Here is a 17,196-nt window from a genome sequence, read left to right as displayed (position 1 = left end):
CGCGGCCCTACCTGGCCGGCGTCACCCCGCAGGGCCGGCCGTCCAGCTTGAAGACACGTGGGTCGTTCACCTGTCCGCTCGACCTGCCGTTGAAGCCGAACCGGACGGTTCCACCGGGAGCCAGGCTGGAGTTCCAGCTCAGCGACTTGGCCACGACGTCCGGGCCGGTCTGGGAAACGGTGGCACCCCACGGGTCGGTCACGCGCTGCGTGTCGGAGTACGTCCACGACAGCTGCCAGGGGCTGACCGTCCGGGTGCCGGTGTTCTTCACCACGACCTGGGTGGTGAAGCCGCCGTCCCAGCGGGTCGAGGTATAGGTGACCTCGCAGGCCGGCTTGCGGTCGCCGCCGCCGCCGAGGTCGTCCACGTAGGAAGCCACCCAGGCGAGCGGGGCGTTCCAGTTGACGGTGATCTCGTTCGTCGACCACGACTCGATGTGGTCGATGTAGCACATCGCGGGCGCGCAGCCCTTCAGCTTGCTCTGCGCGACCGGGTCCTGGATGGCGTCGTTGGGGCCGCCGGCCAGCGAACCGGGTGCCGGGTTCGGCAGGGACGGATCGAGCTGGTCGGCCCAGAAGCGGTGGTGCTGGTTGCGCGAGTCCCGCTCGCCGTACCCGGTGACGTACGACTGGTTGAGCGGATTGCGCCCGAGCAGATAGTCCAGCCCGCGCAGCACGCCGTCGCGGTACACGACCTTGCCGGTCAGGTCGTGGGCCGTGCCCAGGACCACCATGTTGTTGGCGACCTGGCTGTTCGAGCCCCACACGTAGTGGCCGTCGGAAGGTGCGTAGGGCAGGCCGTACGCGGCCTCGGCCGAGTCGGCCGCGTACCCGTCGGCCGCCCGCGTCACCATGGACCGCACCGACTGGAGCTGATCGGCCGTCAGTTTGCTCGGCACGGTCGCCAGGTCCAGCGCTCCCAGGCCCGCGACCGAGCCCCACGACATGCCGCCGCGCGGGAAGACCATGTCGGTGTCGCCGTGCAGTGGTGAGCGCAGCACCTCCTGGCGGTAGGCGTCCTGCCCGGTGGTGAGGAACAGCTCGGCCGCCGCCCAGTAGAACTCGTCCCGCACGTCGTTGTCGGGGTACGCGCCGCCGCCCGTGCCGTCGTCGGGGTCGGCCAGGATGTCCGGGTGGGCCTTGGCCGCGTTCCACGCGGTGACCGCCGCCGTACGGCACCTGGCCGCGAAGCCGGCGTCGTACGGCGCGAAGAGGCGGGCGCACTGCGCGGCGGTGGCGGCCACGTTGAGGGTCGCCGCGGTGGTCGGCGGATGCAGCTCGCGGGGCTGCGGGTCCTGGTCGGGGCGGGTCGGCAGGCCGGTCCATGCCTTGTCGTGGAGCTTGTGGTGCGCCATCCCGGCCAGCGGCTCGCCCGCCGGCACCATCATCCGCATCAGGAAGTCCATCTCCCAGCGGGCCTCGTCGAGGATGTCGGGAGTGGCGTTGCCGTGCTCCGGCAGCCGCAGCTTGCCGTCCCCGAGCGGGGCGGCGTCGGCGTGCTCCTCGGTCAGCGTCCGCTCGAAGGTGGACATCAGCTGGGCCACGGAGATGCCGCCGTTGACGACGTACTTGCCGTGGTCACCGGCGTCGTACCAGCCGCCCTGCGCGTCCAGGCGGTAGTCGCACACACCCGGCTGGCAGGGCACGTCGTTGTCGCCCTGGTTGGGGCTCACGCCGACGTGCCCGGCGGGGCGGGCGTACTCCTCGCCGACGATGTCCGCGTCGATCTCGATGCCGCTGCGGTTGTGGTAGAAGTACGCGAGCGCGTCGGTGCGCAGCGAGTCGTAGAGGTCGTCACCGATCGCGAACGGCTCGCTCTTCTCCTCCCCGACCGTGACGGTGTAGCCGTCCCCGGCGGTGGTCACCGTGCTGAAGTCGAAGGTGTGGACGTGTCGGCGCGAGGTGGGGTCCACACCGGCCGGGGTGGTGGTGCCACTGGCGCGCCGTGTCCCGTCGGCGGCGTTGACCGTCCATGTCAGCGGCTCGGTGGCCTCGGTGACGAAGGTGCCGCTCTTGGGGCCGCTCGTGAGGTAGCCGACCTGGTTGACGCGGACGGGCGAGCCGGTGTCCGGCTCGTACGGCGGCGGTGCGGTGCCGCCGCGCAGGGACACGTCGTCGATGCAGAAGGTGAACGCCTTTTCACTGCCGCCGACTTGGAAGACAAGCTGTGCGGCATCGTGGTCGGCCGCCGCCGTGAAGGTGTGGCTGACGCGTTCGGCGCTCTCCCCCACCTGCTGTGTCGCGGCGAGCTCCGTGCTCCAGGGATCGACACTCATCTGCACATTGGTACGGATGGTGACCGGCACCGTCGACGTCGCCGAGTAGCTGAGCGTGTATCCCTCACCGGCGGCGAGGGCGAGCCCGTTCTGTCCGATGATGGCGTCCCACGGATTGGCCGTGCCGGCGGAAACATCGGCGCACAGGCGCCCGTCCACGACGGTTCCGGGGCTGTTCTCCGTCCACCACCACGGTGCGGTGCCGCCGGCGAAGTCGCCGTTGACGATGAGTTCGGGTCCTTCGTCGGCCGGCTCTGCGGCGGTGGCGGGAGCGACGACCATGGCCCCGGCGAGCAGGCCGGCGAGGGTGGCGACGTTCAGCGCTAAGCGTCTGCGCCCGCCGGGGCGGCGGGGCGTACGGGCCGTACGGGTCGGATGGGGGGATCGGGGCTGATGATGAGACACGCCAAGGTCCTCTTGGGGAGTAGGAAGGGTGCGCGGTGGGCTGGGACACGGGAGCGCACGCGGGGTGTGGGAGCGCTCCCAATGTCGGGGGTGAGCGACGTGGCGTCAAGATGTCGTGACTTCGATCTCGTCCAGCAGCAGCGATTGCGCACTGGATGCGGCGGCGGCATCAGGCGCTCACCCAGCGGTTCCGGCGAGAGCCCGGGCGCCCGGAGGGCCGGGAAAGGTGAAGCGAAGAGCGCCGGGCCGTTGGAGCCTTCCGCCAGGTCAGACGTCCCGCGGTTTGCGGGCGACGACGAGACGGGCGCGGGGGCTGCCGTCCGGGAGCCGGCCCAGCTCCGTCAACGGGAGGAGTTCCACGGTGAATCCGGCGCGGCCGAGGTCCCCGAGCACGGCGGAGAGCGGGAAGGTGCGGTAGTACATGACGAACCGCGGCCGCCAGAGGGCGTTGCGGATCCGCATCGCGGCGTCGAATCCGAGCAGGGTCCAGTAGAGCAGCGAGTCGGGCCCGGGCGGCGCCATGACCGGAAAGGCGAAGCAGCCTCCGGGGCGGAGCGCGGCATGCGCCTGGGCGAACAGCAGCGGGCGCTCCCTGGGCAGGAAGTGGCCGAACGCGCCGAAGCTGACGGCCAGATCGAAGGCGGGCGCGAACGGCAGCGCCCGCGCGTCGGCCCGTACCCAGGAGACGGCCGGCCCGTCCCGGCCGACGCCCGGCTGGTCGGCATCCCCGGCGTCCCCGGCGGACGCAGCGGACGCGGCCGGCAGATGGGGCACGGCCGCGGCGGACCGGGAGGCCGCGGCGGCGAGCATGCCCGCGCTGAAATCGACGCCCACGGCCCGCTCCCGGCACACCTGGCTGAGCACCTCCACGCCCGCACCGGTCCCGCAGCAGATGTCGAGGCCCGCGGCGAAGGGGCCGAGCGGGCGCAGAGTGCCGGCCACGGCGTCCAGCAGGCGGTCCGAGGTGCGGAACGGCGTGCGGTCGAACTTGGGGGCGAGCAGGTCGTAGCCGTGCTCGATGGAGGAGAGCGCCTGGACGGCGAGTTCGCGCAGCGTGGGGCCGTGTTCGGTGAACATCGCGGATCAGCGTAGCGCCTGGCGCGCCGTCAGGAGTCCGTGCTCCCCTCTCGGGCACGACCACGACCACCGCCTTTCGTCGTATTGACGATAACCCCTGGAAGGAATATCGTCACAGGGACGAAAAGAGGGGGGTCCTGTCATGGCCGACATCACCGCACGTCTCGGCTGGCGCCACTTGCGCGCCGCGCCCACCGCCCACGTCCGCCACCACAGGCGCGGACACCTCGCCCACGACGGCACGGGCCTGAGCTTCTGGTTCCGCGCGCTCACCGCGGCGCTCTCCGAAGTGCCGGTCGACGACCGGGAGCTGGCCGTGTCGTTCCACGCCCGCACCGCCGACTTCCAGGACGTCTCGGTGCAGGCCACCGTGACGTACCGGATCAGCGAGCCGTCGACGGCCGCCGCCCGTCTGGACTTCTCCATCGACCCGGACACCGGGGCATGGCGCGCCGCACCGCTGGAGCAGATCGCCACCCTGCTCACGGAGACCGCGCAGCAGCACGCGCTCGACGTTCTCGCGCGCACCCCGCTGTCGTCGGCGCTCGCCGACGGAGTCGCGTCCGTACGCGGGCGCATCACGGAGGGGCTGGCCGCCGAGCCCCGGCTGCCTGCGACGGGTATCGAGGTGGTGGCCGTGCGGGTCGTGGCGATCCGGCCGGAGCCGGAGGTCGAGCGCGCCCTGCGGACCCCGGCACGCGAGCAGATCCAGCAGGAGGCGGACCGCGCGACGTACGAACGCCGGGCGGTCGCCGTGGAGCGCGAGCGCGCCATCGCGGAGAACGAACTCGCCAGCAAGATCGAACTGGCCCGTCGCGAGGAGCAGTTGGTCGAGCAGAACGGCACCAACGCACGACGCCAGGCCGAGGAGAGCGCGGCGGCCGACGCGGTGCGGGCGGAGGCGGAGGCGAAGCGGAAGGTGCGCCTCGCCCGGGCGGAGGCCGAGGCGGCGGAGGCGGTCGGCGCGGCGCGGGCCGGGGCCCAGGCGGCCTGGCTGCGGGTGCACGGCGACGTGGATCCCGCCACCCTGCACGCCCTGGCGGTCACCCGGCTCGCCGAGAACCTGCCGCGGATCGACAGCGTCACCCTGTCCCCCGACGTTCTCACCGGCCTGCTCGCCCGGCTCGGCGGACAGCAGCAGCCGGGCGGGGCCGGCGGCGGAGGCGGCTCGTGAGTCTGGCCCCGCGGGCCGTCCTGGTGCACCGGACCACTGAGTACGAGGAGTTGCTCGCGCGGCACGGGACCCATGGCCAGGCCGACTTCTTCCTCGCGTCGCGGGGCCGGAGCATCCGCGACGTGGCCCGGCGGCACCATCGGGCACAGCAGGCGCTGGCGGCGGTGGCGGCCGCCGTTCCGCTCCAGTGGCGGCAGACCAGGGTGGAGCGCGGCGACCTCGACCGGTTCCTGTTCGCACCCGAGGACGTGGTGGTCGTGGTGGGACAGGACGGACTGGTGGCCAACACCGCCAAGTACCTGTCGGGCCAGCCGGTGGTAGGGATCGACACGGAACCGGGCCGCAATCCGGGGGTCCTGGTGCGCCATCGCGTCGAGGACGCCCGGCGGCTGCTCCGCTCGGCCGTGCTGCCCGGGCGCTCGGCGGACGAGCTGACCATGGTGGAGGCCGTCGCCGACGACACCCAGCGGCTGCCGGCGCTGAACGAGATCTACCTCGGCCGCCCCGGCCACCAGACCGCCCGTTACCGGCTGGACGAGGACGGCGAGGGACCGGGCCGGAAGGAATCCGGCGGGGAGGCCCAGGCGTCGTCGGGCGTGCTGGTGGGCACGGGGACGGGCGCGACCGGCTGGCTGCGCTCACTGTGGCAGGAGCGGGGCAGCACGCTCGCGCTGCCCGGTCCCGCCGAGCCGCGGCTCGCGTGGTTCGTCAGGGAGGCCTGGCCGTCCCCCACGACCGGGACGAGCCGGGTGGCCGGTGTGCTCGGCCGCGGGCAACGGCTCCGGATCACCGTGGAGTCGGACCGGCTGGTCGTCTTCGGCGACGGCATGGAGAGCGACGCCCTGAGCCTCACATGGGGCCAGTCGGTGTCGCTCGGCATCGCGGACACCTCGCTGCGACTGCTGGATTGAGCCGAAGGCCGCCGCCGGGCAGGCCCGCCGAATGGCCGGACATCGCTCTGGTCCTTCCCGCCATGGGTTTCTACCATTCGACCAACTCCCGGGCCGCGAACGCCCCGGGAGCCTCGGCCGAATATGTCATGTGCATGACGTTTCAACAAGTCCGGCACGCACGGCCGAATCACAGGACGGTCCAGCGCACTTGGTCCGTGACGGCCCACGCCACGCGAGCGGACGGCCGCACCCCCCACCTGACGGCCGGGCATCCCCATGCCCGGACCGCCCGGCACCGACAGCAATGGATTGGAGAACCATGACCGGTGGACTGCTGGTGAGCGGCGCGTTGGCCGCGCTGCTCGCCTCCGCGATCCCCTCGCAACAGAGCCCGTCCGTCATCACCGACCCGCCGCCGGACAAGATCGTGATCGAGGTGGCGACGGTCAACGGCTCCGGATGTCCCGCGGGGACGGCCGCCGTCGCCGTCTCACAGGACAACACGGCCTTCACCGTGACGTACAGCGACTACCTCGCCCAGGTCGGCGGCGGCGCCCCGAGCACCGCGTTCCGCAAGAACTGCCAGCTCAATCTGATCGTGCACGTGCCGCACGGCTTCACGTACGCGGTCGCCAGCGCCGACTACAGAGGCTATGCCTCGCTCCAGCCCGGCGCGAGCAGCGCCGAGAAGGCGTCGTACTACTTCCAGGGCTCGCCGAACACCGAGTCACGCACGCACTCGTTCCGCGGCCCGTACGACGACAACTGGCAGGCCACGGACGAGACGGACTGGGCGCAGCTGGTGTGGGCGCCCTGCGGTGTCCAGCGCAACTTCAACATCAACACGGAACTGCGGGTCAGCGCGGGCACGTCGGACCCGTCACAGACCAGCTTCATGACCATGGACTCCACCGACGGCGACATCAGCACCATCTACCACCTGGCCTGGAAGGAGTGCCCGGGACGCTGATCCGCGCGGCCCCGGCCGGGAACGCCCCCGCCCGGCCGGGGCACCGGGCAGACGCCCGTGCGCGGATCACAGCTCCTTGGCGGGGCCTTCCGAGCCGGTCTCCCCCGGCCGTTCCGCGGCGGCCGGATCCAGGATGCGCATCAGGAAGTTGCGGGTGCGCTCGTGCTGCGGGTCCCCCACGACCCGTTCCGCCGGCCCCTCCTCGACGATCACCCCGCCGTCCATGAAGACCACACGGTCGGCGACCTCCCTGGCGAAGCTCATCTCATGGGTGACCACCATCATCGTCATCCCCTCGGCCGCCAGTTGGCGCATGACCGCGAGGACGTCGCCCACCAGCTCCGGGTCGAGCGCGGAGGTCGGCTCGTCGAAGAGCATCACCTCCGGTCCCATGCTCAGCGCGCGGGCGATCGCCACCCGCTGCTGCTGGCCGCCGGAGAGCTGCGACGGAAAGGCGTCGGCCTTGTCGGAGAGGCCCACCCGCTCCAGGTTGCGCCGCGCCACCTCCGCGGCCTTCGCCTTGTCCCTGCGCAGGACCCGCCGCTGCGGCAGCGTCAGGTTCTCCGTGACGCTGATGTGCGGAAAGAGGTTGAACTGCTGAAAGACCATGCCGATCCGGCGGCGCACGGCATCGATGTCGACATCGAGGTCGGTGACCTCCGTGCCGCCCACGAACACCTGGCCGGCGGTCGGCTCCTCCAGCAGGTTCACACAGCGCAGCAGCGTCGACTTGCCGGAACCGGACGGGCCGATGACGCACACCACCTCGCCCCGGGCGATGTCGAGGTCGATGCCGCGCAGCACATGGTTGTCACCGAACGACTTGTGCAGGCCCCGGATCTCGATCTCGGAACGGTCCGAACTGTCCATGATCCCGCTGCTCCCGCTTCCCGACGACTGTGACCCGACCGGCATGTGAACCCTCACCTCGCCTTGTCGGCGCGGGCCTCGAGGCGGCGCACCACGAAGCTGAGCGGCACGGTCACCAGGAGGTAGCAGAGCCCCGCGACGAGGATCGGCGTGGAGTTGGCGGTCTGGCTGGCCAGATCCCTGCCGAACTTGGTCAGCTCGCGCTCCTCGAGGGTGACTCCGAGGAACAGCACCAGCGAGGAGTCCTTGAAGAGCAGGACCAGTTCGTTGGTCAGCGGGGGAATGACGATCCGGAACGCCTGCGGAATGATCACCGAGACCATGGCCCTGGCGTGCGAGAAGCCCAGCGACCTGGCGGCCTCCATCTGCCCCTTGGGCACCGCCTGGATGCCCGCCCTGATCGTCTCCGCCATGTAGGCGGCGGCGACCAGACCGAGACCGAGGGCCACCTTGCCGTAGGTGCCGCCGGGGATCTCGGTGCCGGGGAAGGCCAGCGGCACGGCCACACCCACGAAGATGAAGATCAGCAGTGCGGGCAGACCGCGGAAGATCTCGATGTAGACGCCCGCCACCCACCGGTAGGGGGCGACCGACGACAACCGCATCAGCGCGATGACCAGACCGAGCACCAGGCCGAAGACGAAACCGGACACCGTGTAGACCACCGTGTTGCGCAGCGCGGTGGTGATGATGGCGGGAAACAGCTCGGAGGCGAGGTCCTTCTGCGCGAACTGGTTCTGCAGACGGTCCCAGTCGGCCAGCAGGCCGATCACGACGAGCGCCGCGACGAAGACCGCGTACTGGATGCCCTGCGACACCCGCCGCCGCTGGCGGCGGGTGAGGCGTGAGGTCACGACTGCGCCTTGGGCAGCGGGCCGATCCACTGCTCGTAGAGCTTGTCGTAGGTGCCGTCGGCCCGGGCGTCCTCGATCGCCTTGTCGATGGCGGCCCGCAGCTTGTCGTTGCCCTTCTTCACCGAGAAGCCGTACTGCTCACCGGTCTCGATGTTCTGGCCGAGGGCGAACTGGGCGGCGTTCGCCTTGTCCTTGAGCCAGCCCTGGACGACGGGGTAGTCGATGATCACCGCGTCGACCTGGCCGGTGCGCAGCCCGTTCAGCACCGCGTCCGAGCTCTCGAAGGCGACGGGGTCGAAGCCCTGGCTCTTGGCGTAGCTCTCCCCGGTGGTTTCCGCCTGGGCGCCGAGCTTCTTCTTCCCCGACTTGACCTCGTCGAGCGACGTCACGCCGCTCTTCTTGGTCGCCAGCAGCGCCTGGGTCGCGTCGAAGTAGGGGACGGAGAAGTCCACGTTCTTCTTGCGGTCGTCGGTGATGGTCATACCGGCCGCGGCGAGGTCGCACTCCCCGGAGTTGAGGAACGCGCCGGTCTTGAAGTTCTCGAACGGCGTGTCGAGGATCTTCTGCTCGACGCCGAGGTTCTTCGCCACCAGGTCGATCAGCGCGACGTCGAAGCCGACGACCTTCCCGCCCTGCTCGAACTGGAACGGCGGGTAGGGCAGGTGGGTGCAGGTGGTCAGTTTGCCCTTCTCGACCACGGGGACGCCTCCCGCGGCCTCGCCCGGCCCTTCGTCGGAGGAGCCGCATCCGACGGCGAGGAACATCCCGGCGGCCACGGCACCGGCTGTGGCGCGGACGCGGAAGCTGCTGCGGTGGCTGCGATGGCCGCTGGCCGTCCCGAACACGATGACCTCCAGGAGTGGGGGGACACGGAAGGCCGCGGTCCGCGACCGTCCGCCGAGATCGTAAGCCACGGGACGCGTGGTGCGCCGGAGCCGTCCATCAGGTGTTCCACCCTTCGGACACTCCGCGGAGACCGACACCCGCGGCGGTGGTGCGCCCGCCAGGCTCTAGGCTGAGCGGCGGCAGACGTCCGGCGGGATCCCGGACGTCCCCAGGGAGCGACGACCGGTGAGGGAGGGCGGGATGGGGAGACGGGTCCGGCTCGTCCTCGCGACCGCACTGCCGGCGGCCCTCTTCGGCGTCTGGTCGGTGTTCCTCCTTCTCACCGGCACCGCCGGCCACGGTGCGCAGCCCGTCGCCGGCCCCGTCGCGGTGGCGCCTGCCAAGGCGATCGCGGGAACCCCCCTCCGCCCCGTCGCGGCGCACCGGACCGTGCCGAACACACTCCAGGCCCGGCCTGTCGCGGCGGTCCCCCAACTACTGGCCGCGGAGAACACCCAACGGCCGCCCGGCACTCCCCCGGCGCTGCCCGGCGCTCCGGTGTCCGCGCACGCCCATCCCCTGCACGGCCGTGAGACGGCCGGCCCGCGCCAGGAGCGGGCTCCGCCCTCCGGCGTGTACGACCCGCGGCACACCCGCGGTCCTCCCTCCACCCGGCGCAGCTGACGTTCCGGGGCCTGTACCGGCCGATCCGCCGACAGGGCCCCAAGGCGTCCGCCGTCCGGCACCGCGGCGTGTCCGCGGACGGGTGAGCGTGACGTCCTCTTCCTCGCGTCCCCATTCAGCGCAGGCGCCGGGCGCGCCTGCGTGCTGCCCGTGGAGCACCCATGTCATCTCGCGCAACGTTCTGGCGGGCGCTGATCGCGCTCGCCGTCGTCGCCGTGTCCCTGTACGTCGCCCTGACCACACCGGCCCGGCTCGGTCTGGACCTGCGGGGCGGAACCCGCATCGTCCTCGAGACCCGGGACTCCCCAACCGTGACCGCCGACCGGGAGGCAACCGACCGGGCGATGGAGGTGCTGCGCCGGCGCGTCGACGGCCTCGGTGTCACCGAGCCCTCCCTCGCGCGCTCCGGTGAGCGGCGCATCGTCGTCGAACTTCCCGGCCTGAAGGACCCGCGCGAGGCCGCGAAGGTCATCGGCCGCACCGCGCAGCTGACCTTCCACCCCGTCACCGGCACCTCTGAAGGGCCCGCGGGCGCTCCTGGGAAGGACGGCTCGCGCGTCCTCGCCGACCCCGACGCACCGGGGCAGTTCCTACGGCTCGGCCCGCCCGCCCTCACCGGTGACGGGGTCGAGGACGCGGAGGCGGTGCTCGACACCCTCGAGGGCCGCGGCTGGACCGTCGATCTCTCGTTCCGCGGCGACGCGGCGAAGCAGTGGGCCCGGATCACGGGAGAGGCGGCCTGCGCGGCGCCCGCCGATCCCGCGCGCAGGGTCGCGATCGTCCTCGACGACGCGGTGGTGTCGGCGCCGGGCATGCAGAGCAGCGTGCCCTGCGGTGCCGGCATCGCCGGCGGATCCGCGCAGATCACCGGCGGGTTCACCCCGGACGAGGCCCGCGACCTGGCCGCCCTGGTGAAGGGAGGCGCGCTGCCCGTGCCGGTGACGACCGTGGAACAGAGCACCGTGGGGCCGACCCTGGGCGCGGAGGCCGTCCGGGCCAGCGCGGCGGCAGCGGTGATCGGACTGCTCTGCACCGGCCTGTTCGTCATCGTCGTGTACCGGCTCCTCGGCCTGCTGGCCACGGTGGCGCTCGCGCTGTACGGGCTGATCTCGTACGCCGCCGTCGTGGCCCTCGGGGCGACGCTCACCCTGCCGGGACTCGCCGGGTTCGTGCTGGCCATCGGCATCGCCGTGGACGCCAACGTGCTCGTCTTCGAACGCGCACGAGAGGAGTTCACCCGCCCGGGAGGCCGGGGAGGTGGCGCCCGGCGGCGCGACCTGAAGTCCTCGCTGCGCACCGGGTTCAGCAAGGCGTGGAGCGCGGTGGCCGACTCGAACATCACCACGCTGTTGGCCGCCGGGCTGTTGTTCGTGTTCGCGACCGGCCCGGTGAAGGGTTTCGGTGTGACCCTCGCGATCGGCGTGCTGGCGTCGATGGTCTCGGCCATGCTGATCACGCGGCTGCTCGCCGAGTGGGCGCTGAGCGTCCCGTACGTCCGGCGCCGTCCCGGGCTGACCGGCATGGCCGGGCCCGGGCGGCTGCGTGAGCGGCTCGCCCGGCGTACGCCGCGCCTGATGCGACACCGGCGCCGCTGGCTCGGGATCTGCTCGGGGCTGCTGCTCCTCGCGGTCGCCGGAATCGGCGTGCGCGGTGTGGAGTTCGGGGTGGAGTTCACGGGCGGCCGGGTCGTGCAGTACGCGGCCGAACGGTCCGTCGACGCGGACACGGCCCGCGAGGCGGTCGTCGGCGCCGGATTCCCCGACGCGGTCGTGCAGTCGACCGACGACAACGGGATCTCCGTACGCACCAAGGAGAGCGGCGACGAGGAGCAGGAGCGGATCCGCGGCGCGCTCGACGACGTGGCAGGGCAGTTGACCGTGGAACGCGACGATCTCATCGGGCCCAGTCTGGGCAGCGAGCTGCGCCTGTACGCGCTGATCGCGCTCGGCGTCGCGGTCGCGGCACAGCTGCTGTACCTGTCCGTGCGGTTCCGGTGGACGTTCGCGACGGCCGCCGTCGTCGCGATGACGCAGGACGTGGCCCTCGTCGTGGGTCTGTTCGCGTGGCTCGGCAAGCCGATGGACAGCGTCTTCCTCGCCGCGCTGCTGACCGTCGTCGGTTACTCGGTCAACGACACGGTCGTCGTGCTCGACCGGCTGCGGGAACTCCGCAGGGCCGGCGGCTCGATCCCGCTGGAGTCCCTGGCGGACCGGGCCGTGGCGCAGACGCTGCCCAGGACGGTCAACACGGGCATGGGCGCGCTGTTCGTCCTCGCCGCGCTGGCCGTCCTGGGCGGTGACTCGCTGGCCGACTTCTCGATCGCCCTGATCGCGGGAGTGGTGCTGGGGATGGCGTCCACCGTCTTCACCGCGATGCCCGTGGCGCTCGTACTCCAGTCCCGGTACCCCGAGTCACGCGGGACCGGCGGGGCCGGGCGCGCGAAACCGGCGAAGGAGCGCGGCAGGGCGAGGGACCGGGACCGTTCGGGCGCCGTGGTCTGACCCGGACACGGCCGGACATGCGCCGCCGCCGCTGCGGCGGTTGATGCCACAGCGGCGGCGGGCGGGCCGGGCCGCGTTCCACGGGCGTCAGGCGGCTCTACCGCGAGGTCCTCGTCCGCGGTGCGGTCCGCTGGTTGATTCCTGCGGTTGCGCGGCGTGGTCCGCTGACTGCGTCGTGCGGTGTGCGGCGTGGCTCCGCTGGTTGGTTCCTGCGGTTGCGCGGCGCGGTTCCGCGGTGGTGGCGTGGGTCAGCGGCGTGCCGCGGTGACCGGTGCCGGTTCTGCGGTCGTCACGGCCGCGGGCGTGGTGCCGGCGGTCGCGGTGGCCGGACCGGCGGTGGTGGACCCGGCGACGAGACGGCTGCCTCCGCGGGACTCCCGGCGTTCGAGGAAGGCGGAGAGGACCGCGAGGACGAGCGCGGCCGCGGCGAGGACGGCGCCGACCCAGTTGGGTGCGGTGAGCCCCATGCCGGCGGCGATCACGATGCCGCCGAGCCACGCGGACAGCGCGTTGCCGAGGTTGAAGGCGCCGATGTTGACGGCGGAGGCCAGGGTCGGCGCACCGTGGGCCTGGTCCAGTACGCGCTTCTGCAGCGGGGGCACGGTCGCGAAACCGAGGGCGCCGATGAGCAGGATCGAGATCGCGGCCAGGACCTTGTGGTGCGCGGTGACGGTGAACAGGCCCAGGACCAGGGCCAGTGCCGTCAGTGTCGTGTAGAGCAGGGGCATGAGGTGCTTGTCGGCGTACTTGCCGCCGAGCAGGTTGCCTCCGACCATGCCGACTCCGAAGAGGACGAGCAGCCAGGTGACGGAGGTGTCGGCGAAGCCGGCGACCTCGGTCATCATCGGCGCGATGTAGGTGATCGCGGCGAACACGCCGCCGAAGCCGAGCACGGTCATCGCCATGGCCAGCAGCACCTGCGCGTTCTTGAACGCGGCCGCCTCGTCGCGCAGCCGCACGCCCTGCGGCCTCGGCATGTCGGGGACGAGGCGGGCGATGCCGACCAGGCCGATGACGCCGAGCAGGGCGACGATCATGAAGGTGGTGCGCCAGCCGATGGACTGGCCGATCAGGGTCCCCCCGGGAACGCCGACCACGTTGGCGACGGTCAGGCCGGTGAACATCATCGCGATCGCGCCGGCTTTCTTGTCCGGGGCGACCAGTCCTGCCGCCACGACGGAGCCGATGCCGAAGAACGCGCCGTGTGCCAGGGAGGCCACGATCCGGCCGGTGAGCATGAGGCCGAATGTGGGCGCCATGGCCGACAGGACGTTACCCACGACGAAGAGCCCCATCAGCAGCATCAGCATCCGCTTGCGGGACACCTTGGCACCGAGTGCGGTCATCAACGGGGCGCCGACGACCACGCCGAGGGCGTAGCCGGTCACCAGCAGACCCGAGGTGGGGATCGAGACCCCGAAGTCGGCCGCGACCTCGGGGAGCAACCCCATGATCACGAACTCGGTGGTGCCGATGCCGAAGGCACCGACAGCCAGGGCCAGCAGCGCAAGAGGCATGGGAGGACCTTTCAGAGGTTTGTGAGTGCGCCTTACGAGCGTCCACAATAGTTGCAGACGCATTTGATTGCAAGCACTCGATTTTGCAGGATGGTGACACCTGGGGGCCGCCCCGTCAGGTCCGTACCAAACTCTTGACACCCGCTTAGTTCACTTCTTAAATCACGTAATGAACTAAGCTGCTGTCATATCCATGACAGGAGCCCCTTCCTCCCTCACGCATCGGAAGGGAGAGTCATGGACTCCCCGCGCTCCCCACGGCGCCTGCTCGCGACCGTCGTCTCCGTACTGGTCCTGGCCACGGTCGGCACCGGCCTGGCAACCGGCGCGCCCTCACCGTCACCACAGGCCGACCCCGCTCTCCGGCCGGCGGCCGAGGCCGCCGCCGTCACGTTCTCCGACGATTTCGACGGGCCGGCCGGCGCCGCCGTCGACGGCGGCAAGTGGCAGATCGAGACCGGCGACAACGTCAACAACCACGAGCGGCAGTACTACACGGCCGGCAACCGGAACGCCGCACTCGACGGGCAGGGCCACCTGGTCATCACCGCCCGCCGCGAGAACCCCGGCAACTACCAGTGCTGGTACGGACGTTGCGAGTACACCTCGGCCCGGCTGAACACCGCGGGCAAGTTCACCACCACCTACGGCCGGGTCGAGGCCCGGCTGAAGGTGCCGCGCGGGCAGGGCATGTGGCCGGCCTTCTGGATGCTCGGGAACGACATAGGGCAGGTCGGCTGGCCCGCCTCGGGCGAGATCGACATCATGGAGAACGTCGGCTTCGAACCGTCCACCGTCCACGGCACCCTGCACGGCCCCGGCTACTCGGGGTCCGGCGGCATCGGCGCCGGATACACGCTCCCCGGCGGCCAGGCCTTCGCGGACGCCTTCCACACCTTCGCCGTCGACTGGTCGCCGAACAAGGTGACGTGGTCGGTGGACGGCAACGTCTACCAGACCCGTACGCCGGCCGATCTGGGCGGCCGCCAATGGGTGTTCGACAAGCCGTTCTTCATCATCCTGAATCTCGCGGTCGGCGGCTACTGGCCCGGTGACCCCGACGGCAGCACCGTCTTCCCCCAGCAGCTCGTCGTGGACCATGTGCGGGTCACCACGGGTGACAGCCCGGCGACCGGCGGGCCGATCACCGGCATCGGCGGCAAGTGCGTGGACGTGGCGGGTGCGAACACCGCCAACGGCACCCCCGTACAGCTCTACGACTGCAACGGCACCGCGGCGCAGCGGTGGAGCGTGGGAACCGACGGCACCATCCGGGCGCTCGGCAAGTGCCTCGACGCCGCCTCCGGGGGTACCGCCGACGGCACCCCCGTACAGCTCTGGGACTGCAACGGCACGGCGGCCCAGCGATGGGACGCCAACGCGGCACGCGACATCGTCAACCCCCAGGCGAACAAGTGCCTCGATGCCAGCGGCAACAGCTCCGCCAACGGAACCCGGCTCCAGCTCTGGACGTGTACCGGGGGCGCCAACCAGAAGTGGACGGTCACCAGATGAACCGCTGACGCGCTGAAGCGGCCGCTCCGCCGGGCCGGTGCGGTGCCACCGCACGGTCCGCCGGGCCGCCCGTGAAGGACCCGCGGCCCGGTGACCGTTCGGGTGCCGGATCGGACGACCGCGAAACGGGCGTCCGATCCCGGGGTCCTCAGGCGTGGGGGTCGAACGGGATACCGGCCGGCTTGGCCTTCTCCAGGTGGTAGTTGAAATTCCCGTCCTTCAGGCCGAAGACGGCGCTGCCGAACTGAGCCTGGCTCAGCTTGTCGCGCAGGCCCGCCGGGTAGCCGTTCCAGCCGACAAGGCGGGGGAACTGCCATCCGTGGTAGTGGTTCTCCGGCGGCTCGTCGTTGGAGTTCGCCGGGCGGAAGCAGTGCGTGCCTATACCGTCCTTGTGGTAGACGATCTTGGGGTGTGTGCCGTCCCACCGGATGCGGTCCCGGCCGTGGATGTCGAAGTTGCCGTGGGCGGACGTGGACACGTACCGCGCCTCGTTGTTCTGCACCCATACCACGACGTGCTCCCAGTCGTGGCGGTGACCGCCGAGTCCACTGCCGGCGACGGCCTGGTCCTTCTCGAAGTAGAGGCCGTACATGACCGCGCACCAGCCGTTGTTGCACTTGTGGCGTGCGTATCCGTTGGTGTTGTCGAGGTCCCATGCGTCACGGCACTGGCCGTTGACCGCACCGGTCGTGTTGAGTCCGGTGGCTATGGTCCCGTCCGGTCCGATGGCGGGTGTGGGATAGCACCCGTCCGTGTCGTAGTCGTAGGCCGGCTGGAAGGTCTGCTCCAGTCCGTCCGCGTTGGCGGGCAAGGCCGTGGGCGGGGCGGCGACAGCGCTGCCGGAAGACGCCATGACGAGCACGACGGCGCTGCCGAGAACGAGCGAGACCCTGCGGATACGTGATGTGCTGCGCAATGCGTCCTCCTGGTCGGCCGGCGGTGTGGGGCACGCGGCTCAATTGACATGCCCATCTCAATCTCGGCCAACCGCATTGACGCGACAGCACTTTGCCCGTCACCGTCCCGGGGCGGAGGCAATGGGCAGCGTCGCACCGTGCGTGGTACTCGGCGCGCCGCCCGGCGCACCGGCCCTCAGGCCAGCCGGAGGTCGACGTAGGGCACGCTGTCGCCCGGCAGCAGATACCGTTCGATCTCGGTGAACCCCCGGGACCGGGCGAATTGGAGCCCGTCCTCGTTCGACGCGAGGACGACCGTCTCGATCACATCCGCGCCGAGTGCGCGCGCCTCTGCCAACTCCCGCTCGTAGAGCCGGCCGCCGATCCCCTGGCGACGGTGAGCGGGAAGCACCCTGGAGATCACCGTGGCGGTCGACGTGCCGTCCGCCGGCGGACGAACGGTCGAGCAGCCGACGAGGACGTCGCCGAGGTACGCCACGGTCAGGCGGTGGCGCCCGGAGCGCTCATGGACCTCGTCGAGCGACAGGAGGTGCGAAGGGATGATCATGTTGTGGACGTGCTGCCAGTCACGGAGCATGGCATCGCCGTCCACCTGCTGGATGCGGAGTGGGGACACGGCCACAGAAGACCGTGTCCACCGCGAGTGCGTCAACTGCAATAGCGTTGCCGCGAGATGACAAAAGGACGCGGCTGATCCCCCGCCCGCAATCACGGTCTCC

General features: G+C 71.2%; 14 protein-coding genes. 6 read left to right on the top strand and 8 right to left on the bottom strand.

Annotated features, from left to right (window positions below; all coding sequences use genetic code 11):
- Positions 1 to 7: 7 nt before the first annotated feature.
- Both ACTMTU_RS06475 and ACTMTU_RS06470 read right to left on the bottom strand, forming a co-directional pair.
- Positions 8 to 2,557 carry a glycoside hydrolase family 9 protein gene (locus tag ACTMTU_RS06475; protein ID WP_441262607.1) on the bottom strand — a complete coding sequence of 850 codons (2,550 nt, stop codon included), beginning with the start codon at positions 2,555 to 2,557 and terminating at the stop codon, positions 8 to 10.
- Positions 2,558 to 2,947: 390 nt separating this feature from the next.
- A complete protein-coding gene (locus ACTMTU_RS06470) occupies positions 2,948 to 3,757 on the bottom strand; it encodes a class I SAM-dependent methyltransferase (RefSeq protein WP_441262478.1) in 810 nt (269 codons plus the stop codon).
- A gap of 142 nt (positions 3,758 to 3,899) precedes the next feature.
- Between ACTMTU_RS06470 and ACTMTU_RS06465 the strand changes: the two genes are divergently transcribed.
- From ACTMTU_RS06465 to ACTMTU_RS06455, 3 genes are all read left to right on the top strand, one after another.
- A complete protein-coding gene (locus ACTMTU_RS06465; protein WP_441262477.1) occupies positions 3,900 to 4,931 on the top strand; it encodes an SPFH domain-containing protein in 1,032 nt (343 codons plus the stop codon).
- Entirely contained in the window at positions 4,928 to 5,842 is a 915-nt protein-coding gene (locus ACTMTU_RS06460; protein WP_441262476.1) for a hypothetical protein, read from the top strand. Before ACTMTU_RS06465 ends, ACTMTU_RS06460 begins: the two co-directional genes overlap by 4 nt.
- A gap of 301 nt (positions 5,843 to 6,143) precedes the next feature.
- A complete protein-coding gene (locus tag ACTMTU_RS06455) occupies positions 6,144 to 6,794 on the top strand; it encodes a DUF4360 domain-containing protein (RefSeq protein WP_441262475.1) in 651 nt (216 codons plus the stop codon).
- A 66-nt stretch (positions 6,795 to 6,860) separates the two neighbouring features.
- On the opposite strand, the gene ACTMTU_RS06450 is transcribed toward ACTMTU_RS06455, so the two are convergent.
- Genes ACTMTU_RS06450 through ACTMTU_RS06440 form a run of 3 tightly spaced genes read right to left on the bottom strand, consistent with a single transcriptional unit; the run spans position 6,861 to position 9,282 of the window.
- Positions 6,861 to 7,664 carry an amino acid ABC transporter ATP-binding protein gene (locus ACTMTU_RS06450; RefSeq protein ID WP_441262474.1) on the bottom strand — a complete coding sequence of 268 codons (804 nt, stop codon included), beginning with the start codon at positions 7,662 to 7,664 and terminating at the stop codon, positions 6,861 to 6,863.
- Between the two features lie 53 nt (positions 7,665 to 7,717).
- Positions 7,718 to 8,548 (bottom strand): amino acid ABC transporter permease, encoded by an 831-nt coding sequence (locus ACTMTU_RS06445; RefSeq protein WP_441262473.1) that lies wholly within the window; start codon positions 8,546 to 8,548, stop codon positions 7,718 to 7,720.
- On the bottom strand, positions 8,515 to 9,282 hold the full coding sequence (locus ACTMTU_RS06440; protein WP_441262606.1) for an ABC transporter substrate-binding protein: 768 nt from the start codon (positions 9,280 to 9,282) through the stop codon (positions 8,515 to 8,517). Before ACTMTU_RS06440 ends, ACTMTU_RS06445 begins: the two co-directional genes overlap by 34 nt.
- A 322-nt stretch (positions 9,283 to 9,604) precedes the next feature.
- On the opposite strand from ACTMTU_RS06440, the gene ACTMTU_RS06435 reads away from it, so the two are divergent.
- Positions 9,605 to 10,027, top strand: coding sequence for a hypothetical protein (locus tag ACTMTU_RS06435; RefSeq protein WP_441262472.1), 423 nt, complete (start codon positions 9,605 to 9,607; stop codon positions 10,025 to 10,027).
- 161 nt (positions 10,028 to 10,188) lie between these two features.
- Positions 10,189 to 12,528 (top strand): protein translocase subunit SecD, encoded by a 2,340-nt coding sequence (gene secD / locus ACTMTU_RS06430; protein WP_441262471.1) that lies wholly within the window; start codon positions 10,189 to 10,191, stop codon positions 12,526 to 12,528.
- 248 nt (positions 12,529 to 12,776) lie between these two features.
- On the opposite strand, the gene ACTMTU_RS06425 is transcribed toward secD, so the two are convergent.
- Positions 12,777 to 14,045 carry an MFS transporter gene (locus ACTMTU_RS06425; protein ID WP_441262470.1) on the bottom strand — a complete coding sequence of 423 codons (1,269 nt, stop codon included), beginning with the start codon at positions 14,043 to 14,045 and terminating at the stop codon, positions 12,777 to 12,779.
- A 237-nt stretch (positions 14,046 to 14,282) separates the two neighbouring features.
- On the opposite strand from ACTMTU_RS06425, the gene ACTMTU_RS06420 reads away from it, so the two are divergent.
- Positions 14,283 to 15,560: a ricin-type beta-trefoil lectin domain protein gene (locus tag ACTMTU_RS06420; protein WP_441262469.1), complete on the top strand. Its 1,278-nt coding sequence runs from the start codon at positions 14,283 to 14,285 to the stop codon at positions 15,558 to 15,560.
- A gap of 148 nt (positions 15,561 to 15,708) precedes the next feature.
- On the opposite strand, the gene ACTMTU_RS06415 is transcribed toward ACTMTU_RS06420, so the two are convergent.
- On the bottom strand, positions 15,709 to 16,476 hold the full coding sequence (locus ACTMTU_RS06415) for an NPP1 family protein (protein ID WP_441262468.1): 768 nt from the start codon (positions 16,474 to 16,476) through the stop codon (positions 15,709 to 15,711).
- A gap of 176 nt (positions 16,477 to 16,652) precedes the next feature.
- Positions 16,653 to 17,093: an N-acetyltransferase family protein gene (locus tag ACTMTU_RS06410; RefSeq protein WP_441262467.1), complete on the bottom strand. Its 441-nt coding sequence runs from the start codon at positions 17,091 to 17,093 to the stop codon at positions 16,653 to 16,655.
- Positions 17,094 to 17,196: the final 103 nt, after the last annotated feature.

The organism is Streptomyces sp. OZ13, assembly GCF_052068155.1.
Lineage (GTDB): Bacteria > Actinomycetota > Actinomycetes > Streptomycetales > Streptomycetaceae > Streptomyces.
The sequence above is the reverse complement of the archived record's forward strand: the minus strand, read 5'-3'. Positions and strand labels throughout refer to the sequence as shown.